Source organism: Shinella zoogloeoides (assembly GCF_020883495.1).
GTDB lineage: Bacteria > Pseudomonadota > Alphaproteobacteria > Rhizobiales > Rhizobiaceae > Shinella > Shinella zoogloeoides.
Genome location: NZ_CP086610.1, coordinates 1,484,363 through 1,502,044, shown reverse-complemented (window position 1 = coordinate 1,502,044; position 17,682 = coordinate 1,484,363). Strand labels below are relative to the sequence as shown.

Sequence of the window (17,682 nt, the reverse complement as noted above, 5' to 3'; positions counted from 1 at the left end):
TGCCTGCTTTCGCCGCGCAATGCAAGCGCCTGACCTGCGCCCGTCTTTTTTCCGGCCACACTTGACGAACCGCCAGCCCCGAGCCGCGATATTCCCCTTCCGTCGAATGGCTGCGGCGGGCAAGGCGCGCTATGGTCGGCAACGCTTACAGATCGGATACCCATGCTGCTCGCCGTCCTCTCCGATATCCACGCCAACCGCGAAGCCTTCGAGGCCGTGCTGGCGGCCGCCGAGAGCGCCGGCGCCGAGCGCCTCATGCTGCTCGGCGATATCGTCGGCTACGGCGCGGACCCGGAATGGTGCGCCGAGCGGGCAATGGCGCTTGCCGAAGCGGGTGCGATCGTGCTGCGCGGCAATCACGACGATGCCGTGGGCAACCCTTCCGTATCGATGAACCCCACGGCGACGATCGCGCTGGAATGGACGCGCCGGCAGCTCGGTGGGCGCACGCGCGCCTTCCTCGCCGCGCTGCCCTTCAAGGCCCGCGAGGGCGACTGCCTCTTCGTCCATGCCGACGCCAGCGCGCCGGCGGACTGGAACTACGTGCTCGATACGGGCGACGCCGAGCAACACCTTGCCGCCTGCACGACACCCGTCAGCTTCTGCGGCCATGTGCACAAGCCGGCACTCTACTGCACCGCGCCGGGCGGCAAGGTCACGCATTTCTGTCCCGTCGCCGCAACGCCGGTGCCGCTTCTGCCGCAGCGCCGGTGGCTCGCCGTCATGGGCGCCGTCGGCCAGCCGCGCGACGGCAATCCGGCCGCCGCCTTCGCGCTCTACGATACGGCAAGCGCGACGCTGCGCTTCCTGCGCGTCGCCTATGACGTGGAGAAGGCCGCCGACAAGATCCGCGCGGCGGGCCTGCCGGCCTCGCTCGCCGACCGCCTGTTCCGGGGACGCTAGATGGTGAAAGCACGCTTGAAACCCGGCGACGAGATCGACGGCTTCGTCATCGAGGATATCGCCCACAATGGCGGCATGGCGCGCATCTGGAAGGTCAGCCGGCCGGATATCGACTTTCCGATCCTGATGAAGGTGCCGGTCATCGGCGAAGGCGACGACCCGGCCGCCATCGTCGGCTTCGAGATGGAGCAGATGATCCTGCCGCGCCTTTCCGGCCCGCATGTACCGCGCTTCATCGCCAACGGCGATTTTGCGACGCTACCCTATATCGTCATGGAGCGCCTGCCCGGCGGCTCGCTCTATCCGCTGCTGGAGCGCCTGCCGCTGCCGCCGGAAGAGGTCGCCGCCATCGGCGCGAAGGTGGCGATGGCGCTCGATTCGCTGCACCGGCAGCATGTCGTGCATCTCGACCTGAAACCCTCCAACGTTATGTTCCGTAAGACCGGCGAGGCCGTGCTGATCGACTATGGCCTGGCGCGCCACATCCACCTGCCGGACCTGATGGACGAACAGTTCCGCCTGCCTTACGGCACCGCGCCCTATATGGCGCCGGAGCAGGTGCTCGGCACGCGCAGCGATTTCCGCAGCGATCTCTTCGCGCTTGGCGTCATGCTCTATTTCTTCGCCACCGGCGAGCGCCCCTTCGGCGATCCGCAACGCCTGAAGGGCCTGAAGCGCCGGCTCTGGCGCGATCCGCTGCCGCCCCGCGCCCGCAACGCCGCCATTCCGCCGGCCCTGCAGGAGATCATCCTGCACTGCCTGGAGGTGAACCCGGCCTGGCGCTATCCGAGCGCTGCCCAGCTCGCCCTCGACCTGCAGGACCTTTCCGCCGTCAAGCTGACGGCGCGGGCGGAGAAAATGAAGCGCGACCCGCTCGGCACGGTGCTGCGCCGCCGGTTCAATCCGGTGCCCATCGAAACCGTGAAGCCGCAGACCGCGGAAGCGCAGCTTGCCAACGCGCCCATCGTCGCCGTGGCGATAGACCTTGCCGGCAACGCGCCGGACCTCGACGACGCCAAGCGCAAAACCGTCGCCCGCATCATCGAGAACACGCCGGACGCGCGCATCGCCTGCATCAATGTCCTGAAGATCAACCGCATCGCCATAGACACCTCGCTGGACGAGGAAGGCCGCAACAAGCACGTCCTGCGTCTCGTGCAACTGCGCAACTGGTCGACGGATCTTCCCACGCCCGGCGGCGGCATCACCTTCCATGTGCTGGAGGCCGTCTCGCCGGCCGACGCCATTCTCGAATATGCCCGGGAAAACTATGTCGATCACATCGTCCTCGGCGCGCGCGCCGAATCGACGATGCGCTCCATGCTCGGCAGCGTCTCCGGCGAGATCGCCGCCCATGCGCCCTGTACAGTGACGGTGGTGCGCAATCGCCAGCGGCCACAATAGGCCGCGTCAGGAGCGGAAACGCTTGCGGTATTCACCCGGCGTCAGCCCGACGATGCGGGCGAAAACCTTCCGGAACGCGCCAGGGTCGTTGTAGCCGACATCGTTCGCCACGAGATCGACGGAGCGCGCGCCGAACTGCAACAGTTCCTGCGCCTTCGCGACACGTAGCCGCTGGCAGTAATCCGTCGTCGTCAGGCCCGTCGCCTTGCGGAAGCGGCGAAGGAACGTCCGCTCCTCCAGTCCGGCCTGCGCGGCGAGCGCATCGACACCCACCTCCCGCGCCTCCGTCGCCTGCAGCCAGTGCTGCACCTTCAGGATCGCCGCATCGCCATGCAGCAGGCGCAGCGAGAAAGTGCTGTAGTAGCGCTGCTCGCGCCCGGGCGGATCGATGACGAACTGCCGGGCGATTTCCAGCATCACCGTCGGCCCGAGGAAACGGTCGATCAGCTTCAGCCCGAGATCGACCCAGGCCATGACGCCGCCCGCCGTGACGATATCGCCGTCGTCGCTGAGCAGCCGGTCCGTATCCACCCGCACCTCCGGGAAGCGCAATTCGAAGGTCTCCGCGATCACCCAGTTTGTGGTGATCGTCCGCCCGGCCAGAAGCCCCGTCTCCCCCAGCAGGAAAGCGCCCGCGCAGATCGAGGCGAGCTGGATGCCGCTCGCATGGCATTCGCGCAGCCATGCGGCGAAGGGCGCGGCGTCGTCGCGCCGGATCGGGTCGCCAAGCGCCGGCGGAAGCACGAGCACGCAAGGCCGGGACGCTTCGCCGGACACGCCGCCCGCCCCGGTACGCACCGGCCTGCCCTCCTCGAGCCGCCAATGGCTCACGCACAGTCTCGGCCCGGCACCGCCCTTGCGCCCGGCAAGCTCCGTTGCGGCGTTGAACAGATCGGTCATGCCCAGCACGGCGGCCATCTGCACGCCGGGATAGACCACCAGACCGATCTCCACCGCAACAACCATGTCATTTCCACCCTGAATTATGTCGGTCCCGCCAATAGCCAGCGATGGCAGAGCCGAGGCAATATGTCCATGACACCCCGTCAGGAAAGGATTTCCCATGAGCAAACGCGCCATCATCATCGTCGACCTCCAGAAGGACTATCTCGCCACCGGCAGCTTCGCGCTGACCGGCATCGACGCCGCCGCCGCCAATGCCGCCCGCGTCGTCGAGGCGGCCCGCCGGAAGGGCGACCGCATCGTGCATGTCCACCACATCTCGAAGGAAGCCGACTCCCCGCTCTTCGCGCCGAACACGGACGGCATCCAGCCGATCCCGGTCATCGCGCCGCAGGCGGGCGATACGGTCATCGTCAAGGCCTATCCCAATTCCTTCCGCGAGACGGCGCTGCAGGAGACCCTTCAGGCAGAGGGAGTCAGCGACGTCGTGGTGGTCGGCGCGATGAGCGACGTGTGCATCGATGCGACGGCGCGCGCCGCCGCCGATCTCGGCTATGGCCTTACCGTCGTTCATGACGCCTGCGCGACCCGCGACAAGGCCTTCGGCGATTCGGTCGTGCCGGCCGCGCAGGTTCATGCCACGATCATGTCCGCCCTCGAATTCGGCTACGGCACGGTCACGACCACCGCCGAATTCCTGTCGTAACTTTCTGAAAAACAGGCGGGAAGCGCCGTTCGGCTCATTGAACCGGACGGCGCTTCCCGGCCATCGGTGACGCCCCGCCCGTCCACGGGGCCGTCCCGTCATTCCCCTGTCATGTGACGATGGTGTCTCTTGCCGCGTGAATGCACCCGGCAGAAGCCGCAAGACGGCCGACGCCCATCGGAGTATGCGTGAATGGACATGGCCCAGGCCCTCGCCCTTGCCTCCGGCGCCCTCGTTGCGATCAATCTCGCCAGCATCCTCGTCGCCGGAAAGCGGCTGAAACCCGCCGGCGCACCGCCGCCGCGCATCGACGGAAAGCCGCCGGTCTCCATCGTCATCCCCGTGCGCGGCATCGAGCGTTTTTCCGACGAAACACTCGCACGCGCCTTCCGCCTCGACTGGCCACGCTATGAGCTGCTCTTCTGCGTTGCCCATGGCAACGATCCGATCGTCGCGCTGATCGAGAAGACGGCCGCCGCCCATCCGCATGTCGAAGCGCGTATTCTCGTCGGCGACGACCGCATCGGCGCCAACCCGAAGCTCAACAACTGCGTCAAGGGCTGGCAGGCCGCCCGCCACGCCTGGGTGATCCTCGCCGATTCGAATGTGTCGATGCCGACGGACTATATCCAGCATCTCATGGCCGACTGGCGCGGCGATTCCGGCCTCGTCTGCTCCACGCCGCTCGGCTCCCGGCCGGAAGGGTTCTGGGCGGAGGTGGAATGCATGTTCCTCAATACCCAGCAGGCGCGCTGGCAATATGCCGGCGAAGCGCTCGGCCTCGGCTTCGCGCAGGGCAAGAGCATGCTCTGGGCGAAGCCGATGCTGGATGCGAATGGCGGCATTCATGCCCTGAATGCGGAAATCGCCGAAGACGCCGCCTCGACGAAGCTGGTGAACCGGATCGGCCTCAAGGTCCACCTCGTCTCATCGCCCTTCGAACAGCCCTTGGGGCGGCGCACGGGCCGGGAGATCTGGTCGCGCCAATGCCGCTGGTCGCGCCTGCGCCGCGTCACCTTCCCCCATTTCTTCGCGCCGGAAATCCTGCTCGGCGTCCTGCCGCCCCTGCTGCTCGCCCTCGCAGCCGCCGCTCTGGCCGGCACATCGCTGCCGCTCGCCGCCCTTCTTGTCCTTGCCGGCATCTACCTGCCGGAAGCCGCCCTCGCCCGCGCCAAGGGCTGGCGGCTCTCGCTTCTCTCGCTCCCGGCGCTGATCGTGCGCGACTTCCTGCTGCCCGCCATCTGGCTGCGCGCCTGGCTCGGCGGAACCATCGACTGGCGCGGCAACACGATGACGATCGGCACCGCCGCCTGCGAACTCAAGGAGGCGGCGGCCGGCCCCTGATCGACCGACCGGATGGCCTTGCCGCATTTCCTCGTACAAGTGCTTGAAACCGCCCATTTGCTGTTGCGACAGGAGCCGGATGCGTGTATCTCCCCAACGCCGGGACGGACGGAGTGTAGCGCAGTCTGGTAGCGCATCTGGTTTGGGACCAGAGGGTCGGGAGTTCGAATCTCTCCACTCCGACCACCGGTAGGCCCTGAAAAGCCCGGAAACTCAAGGTTTCCAGTAGGTTCAGCCCAGCTTTCTGTTACAAACCTCGTTACAAACAGGGTGCTAACAGATGGCCGGAAACAACAAATACCTCCTCAATCGCGATGGACGCTATTTCGCTCGGATCGTGATTCCGAAAGACCTTCGGTCCTTCCTCGACAACAAAACCGAACTGCGCGCACCGCTCGGCGCTGACCGGCGCACGGCGCAAGCACGGCTTCACACGGCCGTTGCGGAGCTTCAGGCGCGCATCGCCATTGCTGAACGCCGGAAGGCCCTTGCGAACGGCGAGGCCATCACGCCGGGCCGCTATCCTCTTCCGGTCGATAAGATCGCCCTTCGGAACTACAACGAGCGTCTGGCCTTCGATGATGAGTTGCGAAACTCAGGCCCTCGTTATTCGAGCGTCATGATTGATGATTTGCATGTCGCGCTCCTGCGTGACGGCATTGCGGGTAAGGCGCTGGCGTCCGTCAATATCCGCTCCGCAACCGACGATCCGGCCGGCTACCTTTCGAACGCCCTGGCATCGGACAAGGCCCGTTCGCATATCGACGGCATGGCCGATGCCTTCGCGTCGAAGCTGGCGAAGATGCTGGCATCCATGCCCGACGACCTGAAGGGCAGCGTGACCATCAATTCCGGCTATCGTTCCGTCGAGCGGCAGCAACAGCTTTGGCTTGATGCCCTGAAGAAGTATGGTTCCCCGGAAGCCGCCCGCAAGTGGGTAGCGCCGCCCGGTAACAGCCAGCACAACAAGGGCAATGGCGCCGACCTTGGTTATAGTAGTGACCGCGCCCGCCAGTGGGCGCACCAGAACGCCGGCAGCTTCGGCCTGTCCTTCCCGCTGGCAAACGAGAACTGGCATATCGAAGACGCCGACGCTCGCAGCGGGCAGATTGCTGCCGAAATCGACCGCCTAACCGAAGCTGCGACCCGGCAGGCCGATGCGTATAGCCAGATTACTGCCGGCGCGCGGGAATACACACAGGCGCAGCAGGGCGAGCGGCAGGCCCTCACCATGTCGGCGCAGAAGGCGGCAGCCTTCCGATACGAACAGGAATTGCTTGCTGAAGCACAGCGCGCCGGCATCCAGCTTTCCCCGCAGCAGCGGCAGGAAATCGCCCAGCTTGCGCAGGGTATGGTGCAGGCGACCACGGCGACTGAAGGGCTTCGCGAGAAACAGGAGGCCATGGCAGAGGCCGGGCGGTTCTTCGGCACGACGATCACCGACGCCCTGACCGGCCTCATCACCGGCACCATGACTTGGCAGCAGGCGTTGCAAAGCGTCCTGCAATCGCTGGTGAAGGTTGCCTTGCAAGCGGCCCTGCTAGGCGAAGGCCCGCTTGCTGGCCTGTTCGGCGGTGGTGGTTCCTCTGGTGGTGGCGGGGGTGGCTTCGGCGGCTTGCTCGGCTCGCTGCTAGGTGGTCTCTTCGGTTTCGAATCCGGCGGCTATACCGGCGATGGCAACAAGGGCGAGCCGGCAGGCGTCGTGCATCGCGGCGAATTCGTTATGTCGAAGAAGGCCGTGGAGCGCATCGGCCTTGGAAATCTGGACGCCATGCACCGTGGCGCATTGCGCGGCGGCTATGAGGCTGGCGGGTTTGCCGGCACCGCGCCCGCGATCCGTCGCCCGGACCTCTTGCCGGCAAACGGCAATGCCGCCCCTTCGTCGTCACAACAGATCAGCATTTCCGCGCCGGTCACGGTCAACGCCTCGGGCGGCACGCCCGAACAGAATGCGGATTTGGCGAAGCACGTTTCCCGAGAGATTGAGGCGACCATGCGCGGTGTCGTGATTTCGGAACTTCAGCAGCAAATGAGGCCGGGGAATCTTTTGTCCGCAGGCAGGGGCCGATAACGTAAGACGCCGGAAGCCATTGCTGGCTACCGGCGCTCACAATCAACATTGACATTTCACCAACAGCACGATTGCCGCTGATTAGGGAAATTGTTGCATCCATCTGGCGCATCGTCAAATACAAATTGCTGTCTATTAAGCATAAAAACTTGATAACTAGACAAAGATAGCCCATTGAGCGCTTAGATCGCGCTTGATACAACCATCTTTACTGAAAAAATTAAGGGCCGGCTCCGCTACCAACGAAACGCCGACCCTTACAGGTGAACTGTATGGATGAATATGCCGGCTTTCCGCGTGAAAATCAATGCGATCAACTGTAATCTTACTTCGAAAGTGCTGTAAAACAGCGATGCAAAAACGAGAGTTTTGCAACATTTCCGGCGTGTCAAAATGGTGCTCAAACCCCTGATCCGCAGGGCGTTGCGCCCGCCTATGGGGATGAGGGTCTAGTATATGCAACCAACACCCCAAACACACCCAAGCCCGGCTATCTGACCCTAGTCGCCAATGAGTGCCAGAAGATTGCGAACGATCAGCAACAGAAGCCACCTAGAGGCAGGCACGCCAAGAACTCGGTAAAGGCGATGAAGTCTGCGCATCGGAAGACGAAGGCTTGGGCGCGCCTATCTTCCGATGATCGCCAGCGCCACACCTTGGACTTCGCTTTCCGTAGTGAGTCCCTAGCATGGACGTTGAACTTCACGCCAAAGCAGGAGGCCCGCCTTAGAAAGTCGAAACGGCCGGTGAAGAATGCGCTCGCCGATGCCATCAACCGAGCATGTAAGCGAGAACTCGGTTACGCTCCGCCGATCTCGCTTGCTTTGGAAGTCACGCCGGGCGGGCGGCTGCATGCACATGGTATCGTCACGCTTGGGCGCAGACAGGGCGCGGCTTTCTGCCGGGCGTTGAAGAGCGCGGGCGGCAAGGTCCATGGGTGCGGTGCTGGACGCCAGACAGACATTCGCCGGCTCTGGAGCGCTGCTGGATGGGCCGCATACATCGCCAAGGCTTTCGACCAGACGGCCGCAGCGCTTGGCACTGACAAGATTGTCTATCAGTGCCGCGCGACCGTTGCCGGTGCGCGTGCAGAGTATGAGGCCAGCCTTCGCCGACAGAAGGCCCACAGAAAGACTCAGGGAAGGCCCGCAGATAGCGTCCGTCAAGTTGGTGTAATTTCGGGTGTAGGACCGGGCCGTCATGATCAGGCGGCTCTGGGTGTAATCTGAAGTGTAGTTTCCTCTTCGATTGTTGGTGGGTTTAGCTCGGCCATTGCCTCGACCTGCATGTATCGGCTCAGGAGCTGCCATTCGTCGTTGGCTTCGAGCAGAACCGCGCCGATGAGGCGAACGATGCTGTCCTCGTTGGGGAAGATGCCGACGACATCGGCACGGCGCTTGACCTCCTTGTTGAGGCGTTCGAGTGGATTCGTTGAATGTAATTTCGTGCGGTGCTGGGCGGGGAAGGCCATGTAGGCCAGCACGTCGGCTTCGGCATTGTCCATGAAGGTACCGAGCTTGGGCCATCTGGCGCGGAGCTGGTCGGCGACATGCCGCCAGGTCTGCACGGCATTGTCATGGTCGGGCTGGATGAAAGCCTGACGGATCGCGGCGGCGACCATGGTGTGCTGGCCCTTGGGAACGTAGGCCAGCGCATTGCGTGTCGCATGAACACGGCAGCGCTGCCATGTCGCGCTGAGGATACGGGTAATGGCCGCTTTCAGCCCTTCATGGGCATCGGAGATGACCAGCTTGACGCCGGTGAGGCCTCGGCGGACCAGATCACGCAGGAAGCTCGTCCAGAACGGCTCGGCTTCGGAGGGGCCGATGTGCAGGCCGACAATCTCCCTCTTCCCGTCCGTGTTGACCGCCACCGCGATTATCGCCGCCACCGACACGATGCGACCGCCCTCACGCACCTTCAGATAGGTGGCGTCGAGCCAGAGGTATGGCCAGTCACCGGAAAGGGGGCGCTTGAGGAAGGCGTTCACCCGCTCGTCGATATCCTTGCACAGCTTGGAGACGGAGGATTTGGAGATGCCGGTCATGCCCATGGCCTGCACCAGCTCATCGACCTTGCGCGTCGAGACGCCGTTGATCCACGCCTCCTGGATCACGGCCACCAGCGCCTTCTCCACCATCTTCCTCGGCTCCAGAAAGCCGGGAAAGTAGGCTCCCTGTCGCATCTTCGGTATCTTCAGGTTCAGCGTGCCGAGCCGGGTGTCGAGCGAGCGGTCGCGGTAGCCGTTGCGCCATGTCTGGCGGCTGTCGCCACGTTCATAGCGCCCAGCGCCGATCAGGCCATCAACATCGGCTTCCATGATCAGTTGCAGCACGCTTTCGGCAATCGTGCGCAGAAAATCGCTATCGCCACTCTTCGCGGCAAGCTCGGAAAGAGCTAATCTGTCGTCGGTCATCGGGGTTCCTTTCGGCTGGTTGAAGCTTTGCAACTCCACCTTCTCCGACAGGCCCGGTGCCCACCTTGCGCTCAACGAATTCGGCAGCTCATTCTCCACCGCCGTTTCCACCTCAATGCGCCTCCGAAATTACACCACGTGCGCGGACGCTACCAGGCCCGCAGGCGCGAAAGAGACTCCGGCGAGTCTGTCACCCTTGCCGGCACCAGAAGCGCGCCAGCGGCCGGCTATGAGTCAAAGCGATGATCGGGCGCCAGTCAATCAGTATTTACTGACTAACTATTTGAAATATAACGATAAAACTATCTTGACGCCAGAATCGGAATGGCCAATGAACAGCGCCGCAACGCATACCTTATTGGAGCGTACCAATCACATGACGCATATCGTTCTCGACGCCCTGACCTATTCCCGGCTCATGGATGCCTTCCTTGTGGTCGCCCTTGATGCAGGCGCGGCACAGGATGCCGACGCCTTCAAAATTGCCCTTGGCGAGATCGCGGGCATTTGGCCGGAAAGCGTGCTGTCATCCTATGACCGGCGCGAAAGATTTTCGGTGGTCGAGTAGATTTCCGCTTGCGATCTGCAATTTTCATTACTACATAAGCGTAATGAAGGGGGCGATATGGCTATTTCTAATGCAGAAGCACAGCGGCGTTTTCGCGAGCGCCAGAAGCAAGAGGAAAAGCAGGAGCGTCGGCGAGGTGAGCGAACCGGATATCCGTATATTCGGCGGGGCTTCTCAGAATACGAGGACGTTCACGGCGAGCGCATCGACTATGAAATGGCGCTCGACGTTGCCGGTTTAGATGGCGATGGCTTTTATGACGAGGCGGAACCTAAGTCCTCGACCGGTCAGATCGAGCCGGAAACGTATGAAGGTATCCATGGTGCAATCGGCAGGGCCGAACTTACCGTTGGGATGCTGCTAGAGGCCGCGACAGTCCTAGCCGGCATGATCAACGATTTTAAGCAGCAGGAGATTTCTACCCGAATCACGGAACTTGAGGCCGCAGACCTCACCGATCCAGCCGCGAAGAAACAGGCTTTGGCGGATATCGTCAGGCTTACGAAATACCGCGACCAGCTTGAGAAGCAGGTCCGGTGGAGCCTTCCACAGTGGAAGGTGAAGGGTGAGTAATTGCCCGGAATGCCCTACCGGGAGCGGCGGCAACCGCCCCGGCAGGTTTGAAATGCTGACCACCAAAATCAACATTCAAAGGCCAAAGGCCAGAAAGTTTTGTATCATGTCGAAGTCCGACAAGGAACTGTTTCGCGAATACCTCAAGTCCAAGGAGCCGGGACAGGCTGATAGCGTTGGCACCCTCTATCTGATGGGGCACGAATGCTTTGGCATTGATCAGATGTTGAGGGACGTTGTGAACAGCATTATCTACGCTGATCCGCAGCCGGTCGAGGAATTGGACTTCCTTTTGGAAGAACTGCGCGGTCTGGTTCATAACCTCGCCCATGTCCGGCAGGGTTTCGTCGCTTACAAGGCTGCTCACGGAGAAGCGGCATAATGGGAGAGGTAAAGCGCCCCATCCCCTTGAGCCGGATCGCAGACCATATCCGCAGCCAGCACACCTTGTCGCCGGCAATTCAGAAGCTCATTGAAGACAACCGGGCGCATTTCGAAAGCCAGCGCGCGGCGTTCCACGATGCCGCCCGCAGCGTCATCGATGCATGGCAGACCCGTTGGGCCGAAGCGTTCAATCTCGATCCTGCGCAGTTTGCGGAACTGCCGGCCGAAGTCATTGAGCAGATGATTGCGACCAGCCGCACTATGGAGGCTTGCGCCGACATTCCCGGCGCGAAGATCAGCGTGACCTTCACCAGCACCGTCACCGTGAACGGCATCCCGGTGCCGAACGGGGAATAGACTAGCCGCCGATCTGGCGCTATGTTTTGCTTGAAGTGAGACCCATAGCGCTAACTGCTTGGACCCCATTTCGCTTAGCTAAAGAATTGGACCCGCACGCTTGCTTGCCAGCTCGTGCGCACATCAATAGACCCGCCGAGTTTTCTCGGCGGGTCTAATTTATTTGATAAGCGCTCTCATTTCCTTGATCGTATTTTTATAGTAATCATTAAAAAACTTCAAGGCTTTCAATGAATCTTTCTTGCATTCATCCCCAAATCTAAATTTATCCGCTTTGTAGTTCAAATCAATATTGCGCCTAGCCTCACCCACATCAACATTAAGACCCGACAATACTTCTATTAAATCTTCACTATATTTTTCATCGAAATTTATTCCGCAGTTCTCCGATATAATCCTCATTCTTGAAACTGTTTGAATCATGACGAATTGGGTCATTTTCTTAAGTTCGGCAGCTTTAGCCTTTTCAATCAAACTGAAATTGGGCAGCATCAATGTGAGCGCAACGAAGAGCCCACGGCTTCCGTGATTGACTGAATAGGCTTCCGGCTGTCGGTCAGAACTTTTGCTTTGCCCGCTTCGGCATAAAATAGGCTCGGATCTTGACGAGCGCTTCGGCGACGGCAACGGCATCCTGACGGGTCGCGTTCCGTTTTGCCTCGCCGAGCTTGCGGATGGGCGCGACGATATCCCCAGTGACGGCATGACCTCCAAGGACGGGCTGCCAAAGCTTGGGCGCGTACCTTGTTCCCAATAGAAAGCAGAGGTCCCAAGCGAAGGGATCAAAGGTTTGATCATCGATCTTGGTGAACCTGGGCCGATGATCTTTCGGCGTTTCGGCGAGGCTTGCCGATATCCGGTTGTATTCCGCAACGATGGTCTGGACGGCTCGATGCTCGGTTGTTTCCATTGGCAGGTTCAGGGCATCCGGGCCAGTCAGCTCCGGGATCCACTGACGCGGGTCGATAAACCTCGGGCCGATGATGAGAGCCGTGAGATAGCCGTCGAGGCCGCTCATCGACCAGATCGGCGAGACTGGACGGCGTGCCCTGATAAACGCCTCGAACGCCTCGTCATCGAGCTTCGGTCGTGCCGTAGCCCCTTGGCTGTTCTGTGTCATGCCGCCCGTCGCTCCTGATCTGCAATGCTCTCGCGGTTGGCCTTCCAGGTCCATGGAAAGAGCGTATCCATCTGGTTCGCGGTCACCTTGCCGGAGATGATGCGCTCGAGCACGTCGGCAAGCCAAGCTTCGGGGTCTACACTATTGAGCTTTGCCGTGTTGACGAGCGATGCGAGGACCGCGAACGTCTTGCCACCGCGTTCGCTGCCCACGAACAACGAGTTCTTCCTCGTCAGAGCCACCGATTTCATCGAACGCTCGACCACATTGGAGTCCACTTCGATCCGGCCATCCTCCAGGAAGGCTGCCAGTCCGTTCCAGTGGTTGAGCGTGTAGGTGACGGCCTTGCCAAGCGCCGATTTCGACGACACCTCGTCGCTCAGTTCGGTGAGCTGGGCCTTCAGTTCGCTCATGATGGGCGCTGCCTCGCGACGCCGCACCGTGAGCCGGGTATCGGCATTTTCGCCGCGCAGTTTCGCTTCGATCCGATAGAGCTCGGCAATCCTGGCAAGGATCGACAGGGCCTCAGCAGACCCGGTCATCTTGACGATTTCGACGAACTTGCGTCGGGCATGGGCAAGGCAGAAGGCCAGCCGCATGGGAGCGACATTGCTCCTCCCCCGGCGCTTGGCCAAGGTTTTATAGGCTTGGTACCCATCGACCTGGAGCACGCCGGCAAACGACGACAATTGCCCCTCGACCTCGCGCGCGCTGCGGCTTTCGGCAAAAGTATAGGCCACCGCCGGCGGCGCCGGACCATTCCATGGCCGATCGTCGACCGCCTGCGCCCAAAGTTGGCAGACCTTGGTTCGCTTACGCCCCGGATCAAGCCGCGGGAGCGGCGTCTCATCACAGAACACCCTTGGCTGGGAGCGGATGAAGGCAAGCAGCGCGTCATAGAGAAGCTCAAGCCACCAGGCGACCCGCGTCACCCAGGCCCCGAGCGTGCCGCGATCGATGATCACGCCGCAGGAGGCAAGCATCTGCGCCTGGCGATGAAGCGGCAAATGCCAGGCGAACTTCGAAACGGCGACATGGGCGGCAAACGCCGTGGTCACCATGCCGCCGTCCATCACACGCGCCGGCGCTGGCGCTTGCACAATGGCACTCTCGCAGGCCCGGCATGCGTAGCGCGGCCGGATCGTCCGCTTCACCCGGACAACCGCCGGCACGATGTCGAGCGCCTCACTGACGTCCGTGCCGATGCAATGCAGCTCGAACGAGCAGCACGGGCAAATCTTGCTCTCCGGCTCGATGAGCTCTTCATACCGTGGGAGATGCCTGGGTAACCGGCCGATGTTGCGCGCCGGCGATCGCCGCTCCTGCTTTCGGCCGTCAGCCACGGGTGCAACATCGTCATTGGCCGCCGCGGGAATGTCGCTGAGATCGCCAAGCTCAAGCGTCGCCTGCTTCGGGTCGATCGCCGTCATCTTCTCCGATTTCGGCCCAAAGAGCTGCCGCTCCAGGAAGGCAACGCGCGCCTTGAGGTCGGCATTCTCTGCATCGAGCGAGAGAATGATTCGGCTCAATTGCGCGGCATCCTGAGGTAAAGGGTCGGGTCGAAGCGGCATGGCAGACCCTAGCACATGACCCTGAATCTTCAAGCAAATCCAATAGGATCAGCCTGCTTTCGTTGGCCGCTTTACGGTGTTTCGCCTGACCCGCGTCCAGTCGATACCGGCCAGCAAAAGGGAGAACTCCTGGCTACTCATCTGCATCGCGCCATCACGGATCGGTGGCCAAACGAACGTGCCAGCCTCCAGCCATTTCGTCGCCAGGATCATGCCTGATCCGTCCCAATAAATGCAGCGCAGGCGATCGAGACGCTTGGCGCGGAACACGAACACGTCACCACAGTAGGGATCAGCTGCAAGCGCTGACGCCACCAGCGCAACAAGCCCATTCATGCCGCGCCGGAAGTCGACCGGCTGCGTCGCCACCATGATCTTCACTCCACCAGGCGAAAGTCCAATCACCGGCGTGCTCGCAACGTTGCCACGATCGCCTGCGCCAATTCGGGCGCCACCGAGCCGATCACGGTCATACGCGCGCCAGCAATCTCGATCTCAATACGCCCCGCGGCGTCATGGGCGACATCCGACGGCGAGTTCTCGCAAGACGTTCTATCGCCAACCACCGTCACCGGCACGAACATGGCCTGCTGTGCGCCGGCTTGCGCGGATCGTCGAGAGGTCAGCCCGGCTTCGCGCCGCCAGACGTTCAGCAGACCGCGATTGACGCCCCAGCGCCGGGCGATCGCCGAGATGTTCACGTCAGGTTCTGCACTTTCGGCAAGGATCCGCGCCTTCTCCTCGTCGGTCCAATTCCGCCGCTGGCGTCGACCCGTGATCACCTCGATCCGACGATACTTTCCCTCATGCCTGGCTTCATGCATGCCTTCATCCATGGCTTCAAGCATGGCATCAGCGCGATCTTCGACCATCCCGTTCCGCTCCTATCGGTGAAGGAGCTGTTCTCGCGGCCGCGATCGCAAAAGGAAAGGTGGGGTGTTCGTCGCGCTCACGCATCAATCCAATGACGACGAGAAGTATAATTTTTTTTCTCATGAGATTCTTTAAATGCGAGTTGTTAACGCGGGAACCCTAGTTGCGCCGACCGCACGTTGCAATAGGGCGCTAAGCTCGCCTGACAATTTCCCCGGCGGGCGTGTCTTGTTTAGTGCTTTGTGCCTTCCCAGATAGGGACGACGAAGAAAGACCGCTCCAGCGTGCGGAAACAATCCACGCAGCGCTCTATATAGATGCGATGCCGGGTGCCATCCCTGTCTGCAATAGTCTCGGCGACGGGATGATGGTCTTTACGTTCGTGGAAGCAGATATTCGGGAGTGTCATGGTTGCCTCATTGGTTTAGAAGGACATGACACAAGTGGAGCAAGAGGCGCTTTGATACTAGCCCGGCCGTGGTTCACAATGGCGCACTTTGATGCAGTCGCCAGCTAAAGGTATTCACCTCCATTGGACATCTGCTGTAGATGATATGCCGAAGTTATTTGACCGATTGGAGACGTTATGAAGAGCGCGTTTCTTGGGCTGCTATCCGCAGTAATTAGTGTAATTGTTTTGGATGCCACGCTTACACCGTTTGTCACCGGCCTATTCAAAGAGCTTGGCATTTACCCGGAAACCTGGGCCGCTCCGACAGTAAGAGCCGTATATGACTTTTTATCTTCTGAGCGTGTGATTGCCGGGCTTTACGGCGGTTTGGGTGCTTTCTGCTATGTGGTCATCAAGCAACGTTTCCAATGCCCGGGGTCTGCGCAATCAATCGACCAAAAATAGAATCGGATTAGATCGGTAGCGCTTGCCTCACCAAGACGGCACCGCTATAGATGCGGATGAAATTTGTAACAAAAAGCAAGCCGTTCCAACGTTACAAAGAGTGGAAATTGTCATTGAAATTCAATGACATATACGATTTCGAATCTCTCCACTCCGACCACGTCCGGCGGGCGTCTCGATGCCGAATGTTCCTTCCAGTCATTCCCCCTTTACGGAATCTGGGTTATGCATTCTCGAACGCGCGCCGGCGGAACGGCGTGCCTGTATGCGAGAATTCTGGAGCCGCCTCGATGACCGCGAAGATCTATCGTCCCGCCAAGACCGCCATGCAGTCCGGCAAGGCCAAGACGCACCTCTGGGTGCTGGAGTTCGACGCCGAAAAGCCGCGGACGATCGACCCGATCATGGGCTATACAAGCTCGGGCGACATGTACCAGCAGGTCAAGCTGACCTTCGAGACGAGCGAGGAAGCGATCGCCTATGCGCAGCGCAACGGCATCGAATATCGCCTGATCGAACCGAAGGAATCGACCCGCAAGCGCGTCGCCTATCCGGACAACTTCCGCTTCAACCGCATGCAGCCCTGGACCCACTGAGGTCCTTCGGCCCCTTAGCTCAACTGGATAGAGCAACTGCCTTCTAAGCAGTAGGTCGCAGGTTCGAGTCCTGCAGGGGTCGCCACTCAATTAACTGAGTGTTTTTCTGGCGTCACTCCGGATCACCGGAGGCCAGCAACGGAATCCCCTGCGATCACATCGAGGTCTTGGCGCTCTCCCCAAAGGACAGTGGTTGGGCGTTGTCGAGCATCGTACGGATTAGGTTGCATAATTAATTTTTAACACTTTATGCTTGCATATTTGCCGCCCTGGTGTTTTCATTACTCCTGCATTCGGAAGTCACCGCAGGGAGGTAAGAATGGCTCGACGGGCAGCAGTTTTCTTTGCGTTTTTCTCTATCTCCGCCCCTTCATATGCAGCGTCCATCTGTATTGACGGGAGCTATATATTTACCGGCGACGTCCGTTCGATCGAGATATACGACAACGTTTGCAACAAGACTGTCGGAACTTTCGACGTGATCGGCGGCAGCAAGAGGACGGGCATCCCCGTCTGCCTGAACGGCGACAACGCTTCGGTCAACTACAGAAACGTCACCACGAACTCACCCGTCACCAGAAAAGACTGGTTGAAGAACGGAGACTGCATCACGCCATAACACCAATTCAACCGGGGGAATCACGATGAGAAAGTTGTTATTGCTGTGCCTGTTCTCAGCATTCAGCGGAACGGCACTCGCCGAAGACTCATGGCAGAACGACGTAACCTGGTCCATGCAGGACACCGGCCCTGCCGACTGCAACGCCGCATATGCGCAACTCGGCGTAGATGCGTGCCTCGGTCAGGGCAACCGAGCCTGCGTCATGGAACACGCTGTACAGGCAGCAGAGGAAGGAAAGTGCCAACGCGCGTTCCGTCTCACATCCATGACACAGTGCCACAATGGCGCAGCGCAGGCGCGATTGCTCGCGGCGGGCTTCAGGGCCGTCTGCGCGTACATCAAGAACTGAGCTTTTCTGCAATACGGCTGTGACTCAGGCCCGGCCTTGATCCGCCTCGGCAGTTAGCCTTCAGCC

At 60.9% G+C, this 17,682-nt stretch carries 21 protein-coding genes and 2 tRNA genes; 16 read left to right on the top strand and 7 right to left on the bottom strand.

The window, feature by feature from the left end:
- Nucleotides 1-162 precede the first annotated feature (162 nt).
- Nucleotides 163-903, top strand: coding sequence for a metallophosphoesterase family protein (locus K8M09_RS07640; RefSeq protein WP_160784158.1), 741 nt, complete (start codon nt 163-165; stop codon nt 901-903).
- On the top strand, nt 904-2,307 hold the full coding sequence (locus K8M09_RS07635) for a bifunctional serine/threonine-protein kinase/universal stress protein (protein ID WP_160784157.1): 1,404 nt from the start codon (nt 904-906) through the stop codon (nt 2,305-2,307).
- Nucleotides 2,308-2,313: 6 nt separating this feature from the next.
- Here K8M09_RS07635 and K8M09_RS07630 read toward each other — a convergent pair whose 3' ends face one another.
- The gene (locus K8M09_RS07630) at nt 2,314-3,273 is read right to left on the bottom strand and encodes a GlxA family transcriptional regulator (protein WP_160784156.1); all 960 of its coding nucleotides are present in this window, start codon (nt 3,271-3,273) and stop codon (nt 2,314-2,316) included.
- Between the two features lie 97 nt (nt 3,274-3,370).
- Between K8M09_RS07630 and K8M09_RS07625 the strand changes: the two genes are divergently transcribed.
- The 5 genes from K8M09_RS07625 (at nt 3,371) to K8M09_RS07605 (ending at nt 8,560) form a co-directional block, all read left to right on the top strand.
- A complete protein-coding gene (locus K8M09_RS07625) occupies nt 3,371-3,916 on the top strand; it encodes a cysteine hydrolase family protein (protein ID WP_160784155.1) in 546 nt (181 codons plus the stop codon).
- A gap of 192 nt (nt 3,917-4,108) precedes the next feature.
- Nucleotides 4,109-5,260, top strand: a complete 1,152-nt coding sequence (locus K8M09_RS07620; RefSeq protein ID WP_160784154.1) for a ceramide glucosyltransferase — start codon at nt 4,109-4,111, stop codon at nt 5,258-5,260.
- Between the two features lie 109 nt (nt 5,261-5,369).
- Nucleotides 5,370-5,446, top strand: a tRNA-Pro gene (locus K8M09_RS07615).
- Between the two features lie 94 nt (nt 5,447-5,540).
- Entirely contained in the window at nt 5,541-7,331 is a 1,791-nt protein-coding gene (locus K8M09_RS07610; RefSeq protein WP_160784153.1) for a D-alanyl-D-alanine carboxypeptidase family protein, read from the top strand.
- Nucleotides 7,332-7,918: 587 nt separating this feature from the next.
- Nucleotides 7,919-8,560 (top strand): hypothetical protein, encoded by a 642-nt coding sequence (locus K8M09_RS07605; protein WP_229342239.1) that lies wholly within the window; start codon nt 7,919-7,921, stop codon nt 8,558-8,560.
- Here K8M09_RS07605 and K8M09_RS07600 read toward each other — a convergent pair.
- Nucleotides 8,536-9,747, bottom strand: a complete 1,212-nt coding sequence (locus K8M09_RS07600; RefSeq protein ID WP_160788268.1) for an IS256 family transposase — start codon at nt 9,745-9,747, stop codon at nt 8,536-8,538. The two genes, K8M09_RS07605 and K8M09_RS07600, sit on opposite strands and share 25 nt — an antisense overlap.
- Before the next feature lie 331 nt (nt 9,748-10,078).
- Between K8M09_RS07600 and K8M09_RS07595 the strand changes: the two genes are divergently transcribed.
- From K8M09_RS07595 to K8M09_RS07580, 4 genes are read left to right on the top strand one after another with little or no spacing between them, the layout of a single operon-like run.
- Nucleotides 10,079-10,315, top strand: coding sequence for a hypothetical protein (locus tag K8M09_RS07595; protein ID WP_160788255.1), 237 nt, complete (start codon nt 10,079-10,081; stop codon nt 10,313-10,315).
- Between the two features lie 57 nt (nt 10,316-10,372).
- A complete protein-coding gene (locus K8M09_RS07590; protein WP_160788254.1) occupies nt 10,373-10,888 on the top strand; it encodes a hypothetical protein in 516 nt (171 codons plus the stop codon).
- A 52-nt stretch (nt 10,889-10,940) separates the two neighbouring features.
- The gene (locus K8M09_RS07585) at nt 10,941-11,270 is read left to right on the top strand and encodes a hypothetical protein (RefSeq protein ID WP_160788253.1); all 330 of its coding nucleotides are present in this window, start codon (nt 10,941-10,943) and stop codon (nt 11,268-11,270) included.
- Nucleotides 11,270-11,629 carry a hypothetical protein gene (locus tag K8M09_RS07580; RefSeq protein WP_160788252.1) on the top strand — a complete coding sequence of 120 codons (360 nt, stop codon included), beginning with the start codon at nt 11,270-11,272 and terminating at the stop codon, nt 11,627-11,629. Before K8M09_RS07585 ends, K8M09_RS07580 begins: the two co-directional genes overlap by 1 nt.
- Nucleotides 11,630-11,788: 159 nt before the next feature.
- On the opposite strand, the gene K8M09_RS07575 is transcribed toward K8M09_RS07580, so the two are convergent.
- The 5 genes from K8M09_RS07575 to tnpA form a co-directional block, all read right to left on the bottom strand.
- Complete coding sequence (locus tag K8M09_RS07575; RefSeq protein ID WP_229342236.1) at nt 11,789-12,121, bottom strand: hypothetical protein; 333 nt, start codon at nt 12,119-12,121, stop codon at nt 11,789-11,791.
- 64 nt (nt 12,122-12,185) lie between these two features.
- On the bottom strand, nt 12,186-12,749 hold the full coding sequence (locus tag K8M09_RS07570; protein ID WP_064334525.1) for a YecA/YgfB family protein: 564 nt from the start codon (nt 12,747-12,749) through the stop codon (nt 12,186-12,188).
- The gene (gene tnpC / locus K8M09_RS07565; RefSeq protein ID WP_160788236.1) at nt 12,746-14,320 is read right to left on the bottom strand and encodes an IS66 family transposase; all 1,575 of its coding nucleotides are present in this window, start codon (nt 14,318-14,320) and stop codon (nt 12,746-12,748) included. Before tnpC ends, K8M09_RS07570 begins: the two co-directional genes overlap by 4 nt.
- Nucleotides 14,321-14,368: 48 nt before the next feature.
- Complete coding sequence (gene tnpB / locus K8M09_RS07560) at nt 14,369-14,725, bottom strand: IS66 family insertion sequence element accessory protein TnpB (protein WP_160788235.1); 357 nt, start codon at nt 14,723-14,725, stop codon at nt 14,369-14,371.
- Nucleotides 14,722-15,192: an IS66-like element accessory protein TnpA gene (gene tnpA / locus K8M09_RS07555; RefSeq protein WP_160788234.1), complete on the bottom strand. Its 471-nt coding sequence runs from the start codon at nt 15,190-15,192 to the stop codon at nt 14,722-14,724. Before tnpA ends, tnpB begins: the two co-directional genes overlap by 4 nt.
- A gap of 587 nt (nt 15,193-15,779) precedes the next feature.
- On the opposite strand from tnpA, the gene K8M09_RS07550 reads away from it, so the two are divergent.
- The 5 genes from K8M09_RS07550 to K8M09_RS07530 all read left to right on the top strand — a co-directional run bounded on the left by K8M09_RS07550 (nt 15,780) and on the right by K8M09_RS07530 (nt 17,616).
- Nucleotides 15,780-16,049 carry a hypothetical protein gene (locus tag K8M09_RS07550; protein WP_160788044.1) on the top strand — a complete coding sequence of 90 codons (270 nt, stop codon included), beginning with the start codon at nt 15,780-15,782 and terminating at the stop codon, nt 16,047-16,049.
- 290 nt (nt 16,050-16,339) lie between these two features.
- Nucleotides 16,340-16,645, top strand: a complete 306-nt coding sequence (locus K8M09_RS07545; RefSeq protein ID WP_160788043.1) for an ETC complex I subunit — start codon at nt 16,340-16,342, stop codon at nt 16,643-16,645.
- 8 nt (nt 16,646-16,653) lie between these two features.
- Nucleotides 16,654-16,730, top strand: a tRNA-Arg gene (locus K8M09_RS07540).
- A 234-nt stretch (nt 16,731-16,964) separates the two neighbouring features.
- The gene (locus K8M09_RS07535) at nt 16,965-17,264 is read left to right on the top strand and encodes a hypothetical protein (protein WP_160788042.1); all 300 of its coding nucleotides are present in this window, start codon (nt 16,965-16,967) and stop codon (nt 17,262-17,264) included.
- A 25-nt stretch (nt 17,265-17,289) separates the two neighbouring features.
- Nucleotides 17,290-17,616 carry a hypothetical protein gene (locus tag K8M09_RS07530; RefSeq protein WP_160788041.1) on the top strand — a complete coding sequence of 109 codons (327 nt, stop codon included), beginning with the start codon at nt 17,290-17,292 and terminating at the stop codon, nt 17,614-17,616.
- Nucleotides 17,617-17,682 lie beyond the last annotated feature (66 nt).

Bases quoted from the DNA above. Each gene is read 5' to 3' on its own strand.
- K8M09_RS07640 (WP_160784158.1), top strand. From the start codon at position 163: ATGCTGCTCGCCGTCCTCTCCGATATCCACGCCAACCGCGAAGCCTTC.
- K8M09_RS07635 (WP_160784157.1), top strand. From the start codon at position 904: ATGGTGAAAGCACGCTTGAAACCCGGCGACGAGATCGACGGCTTCGTC.
- K8M09_RS07630 (WP_160784156.1), bottom strand. From the start codon at position 3,273: ATGGTTGTTGCGGTGGAGATCGGTCTGGTGGTCTATCCCGGCGTGCAG.
- K8M09_RS07625 (WP_160784155.1), top strand. From the start codon at position 3,371: ATGAGCAAACGCGCCATCATCATCGTCGACCTCCAGAAGGACTATCTC.
- K8M09_RS07620 (WP_160784154.1), top strand. From the start codon at position 4,109: ATGGACATGGCCCAGGCCCTCGCCCTTGCCTCCGGCGCCCTCGTTGCG.
- K8M09_RS07610 (WP_160784153.1), top strand. From the start codon at position 5,541: ATGGCCGGAAACAACAAATACCTCCTCAATCGCGATGGACGCTATTTC.
- K8M09_RS07605 (WP_229342239.1), top strand. From the start codon at position 7,919: ATGAAGTCTGCGCATCGGAAGACGAAGGCTTGGGCGCGCCTATCTTCC.
- K8M09_RS07600 (WP_160788268.1), bottom strand. From the start codon at position 9,747: ATGACCGACGACAGATTAGCTCTTTCCGAGCTTGCCGCGAAGAGTGGC.
- K8M09_RS07595 (WP_160788255.1), top strand. From the start codon at position 10,079: ATGAACAGCGCCGCAACGCATACCTTATTGGAGCGTACCAATCACATG.
- K8M09_RS07590 (WP_160788254.1), top strand. From the start codon at position 10,373: ATGGCTATTTCTAATGCAGAAGCACAGCGGCGTTTTCGCGAGCGCCAG.
- K8M09_RS07585 (WP_160788253.1), top strand. From the start codon at position 10,941: ATGCTGACCACCAAAATCAACATTCAAAGGCCAAAGGCCAGAAAGTTT.
- K8M09_RS07580 (WP_160788252.1), top strand. From the start codon at position 11,270: ATGGGAGAGGTAAAGCGCCCCATCCCCTTGAGCCGGATCGCAGACCAT.
- K8M09_RS07575 (WP_229342236.1), bottom strand. From the start codon at position 12,121: ATGCTGCCCAATTTCAGTTTGATTGAAAAGGCTAAAGCTGCCGAACTT.
- K8M09_RS07570 (WP_064334525.1), bottom strand. From the start codon at position 12,749: ATGACACAGAACAGCCAAGGGGCTACGGCACGACCGAAGCTCGATGAC.
- tnpC (WP_160788236.1), bottom strand. From the start codon at position 14,320: ATGCCGCTTCGACCCGACCCTTTACCTCAGGATGCCGCGCAATTGAGC.
- tnpA (WP_160788234.1), bottom strand. From the start codon at position 15,192: ATGGTCGAAGATCGCGCTGATGCCATGCTTGAAGCCATGGATGAAGGC.
- K8M09_RS07550 (WP_160788044.1), top strand. From the start codon at position 15,780: ATGAAGAGCGCGTTTCTTGGGCTGCTATCCGCAGTAATTAGTGTAATT.
- K8M09_RS07545 (WP_160788043.1), top strand. From the start codon at position 16,340: ATGACCGCGAAGATCTATCGTCCCGCCAAGACCGCCATGCAGTCCGGC.
- K8M09_RS07535 (WP_160788042.1), top strand. From the start codon at position 16,965: ATGGCTCGACGGGCAGCAGTTTTCTTTGCGTTTTTCTCTATCTCCGCC.
- K8M09_RS07530 (WP_160788041.1), top strand. From the start codon at position 17,290: ATGAGAAAGTTGTTATTGCTGTGCCTGTTCTCAGCATTCAGCGGAACG.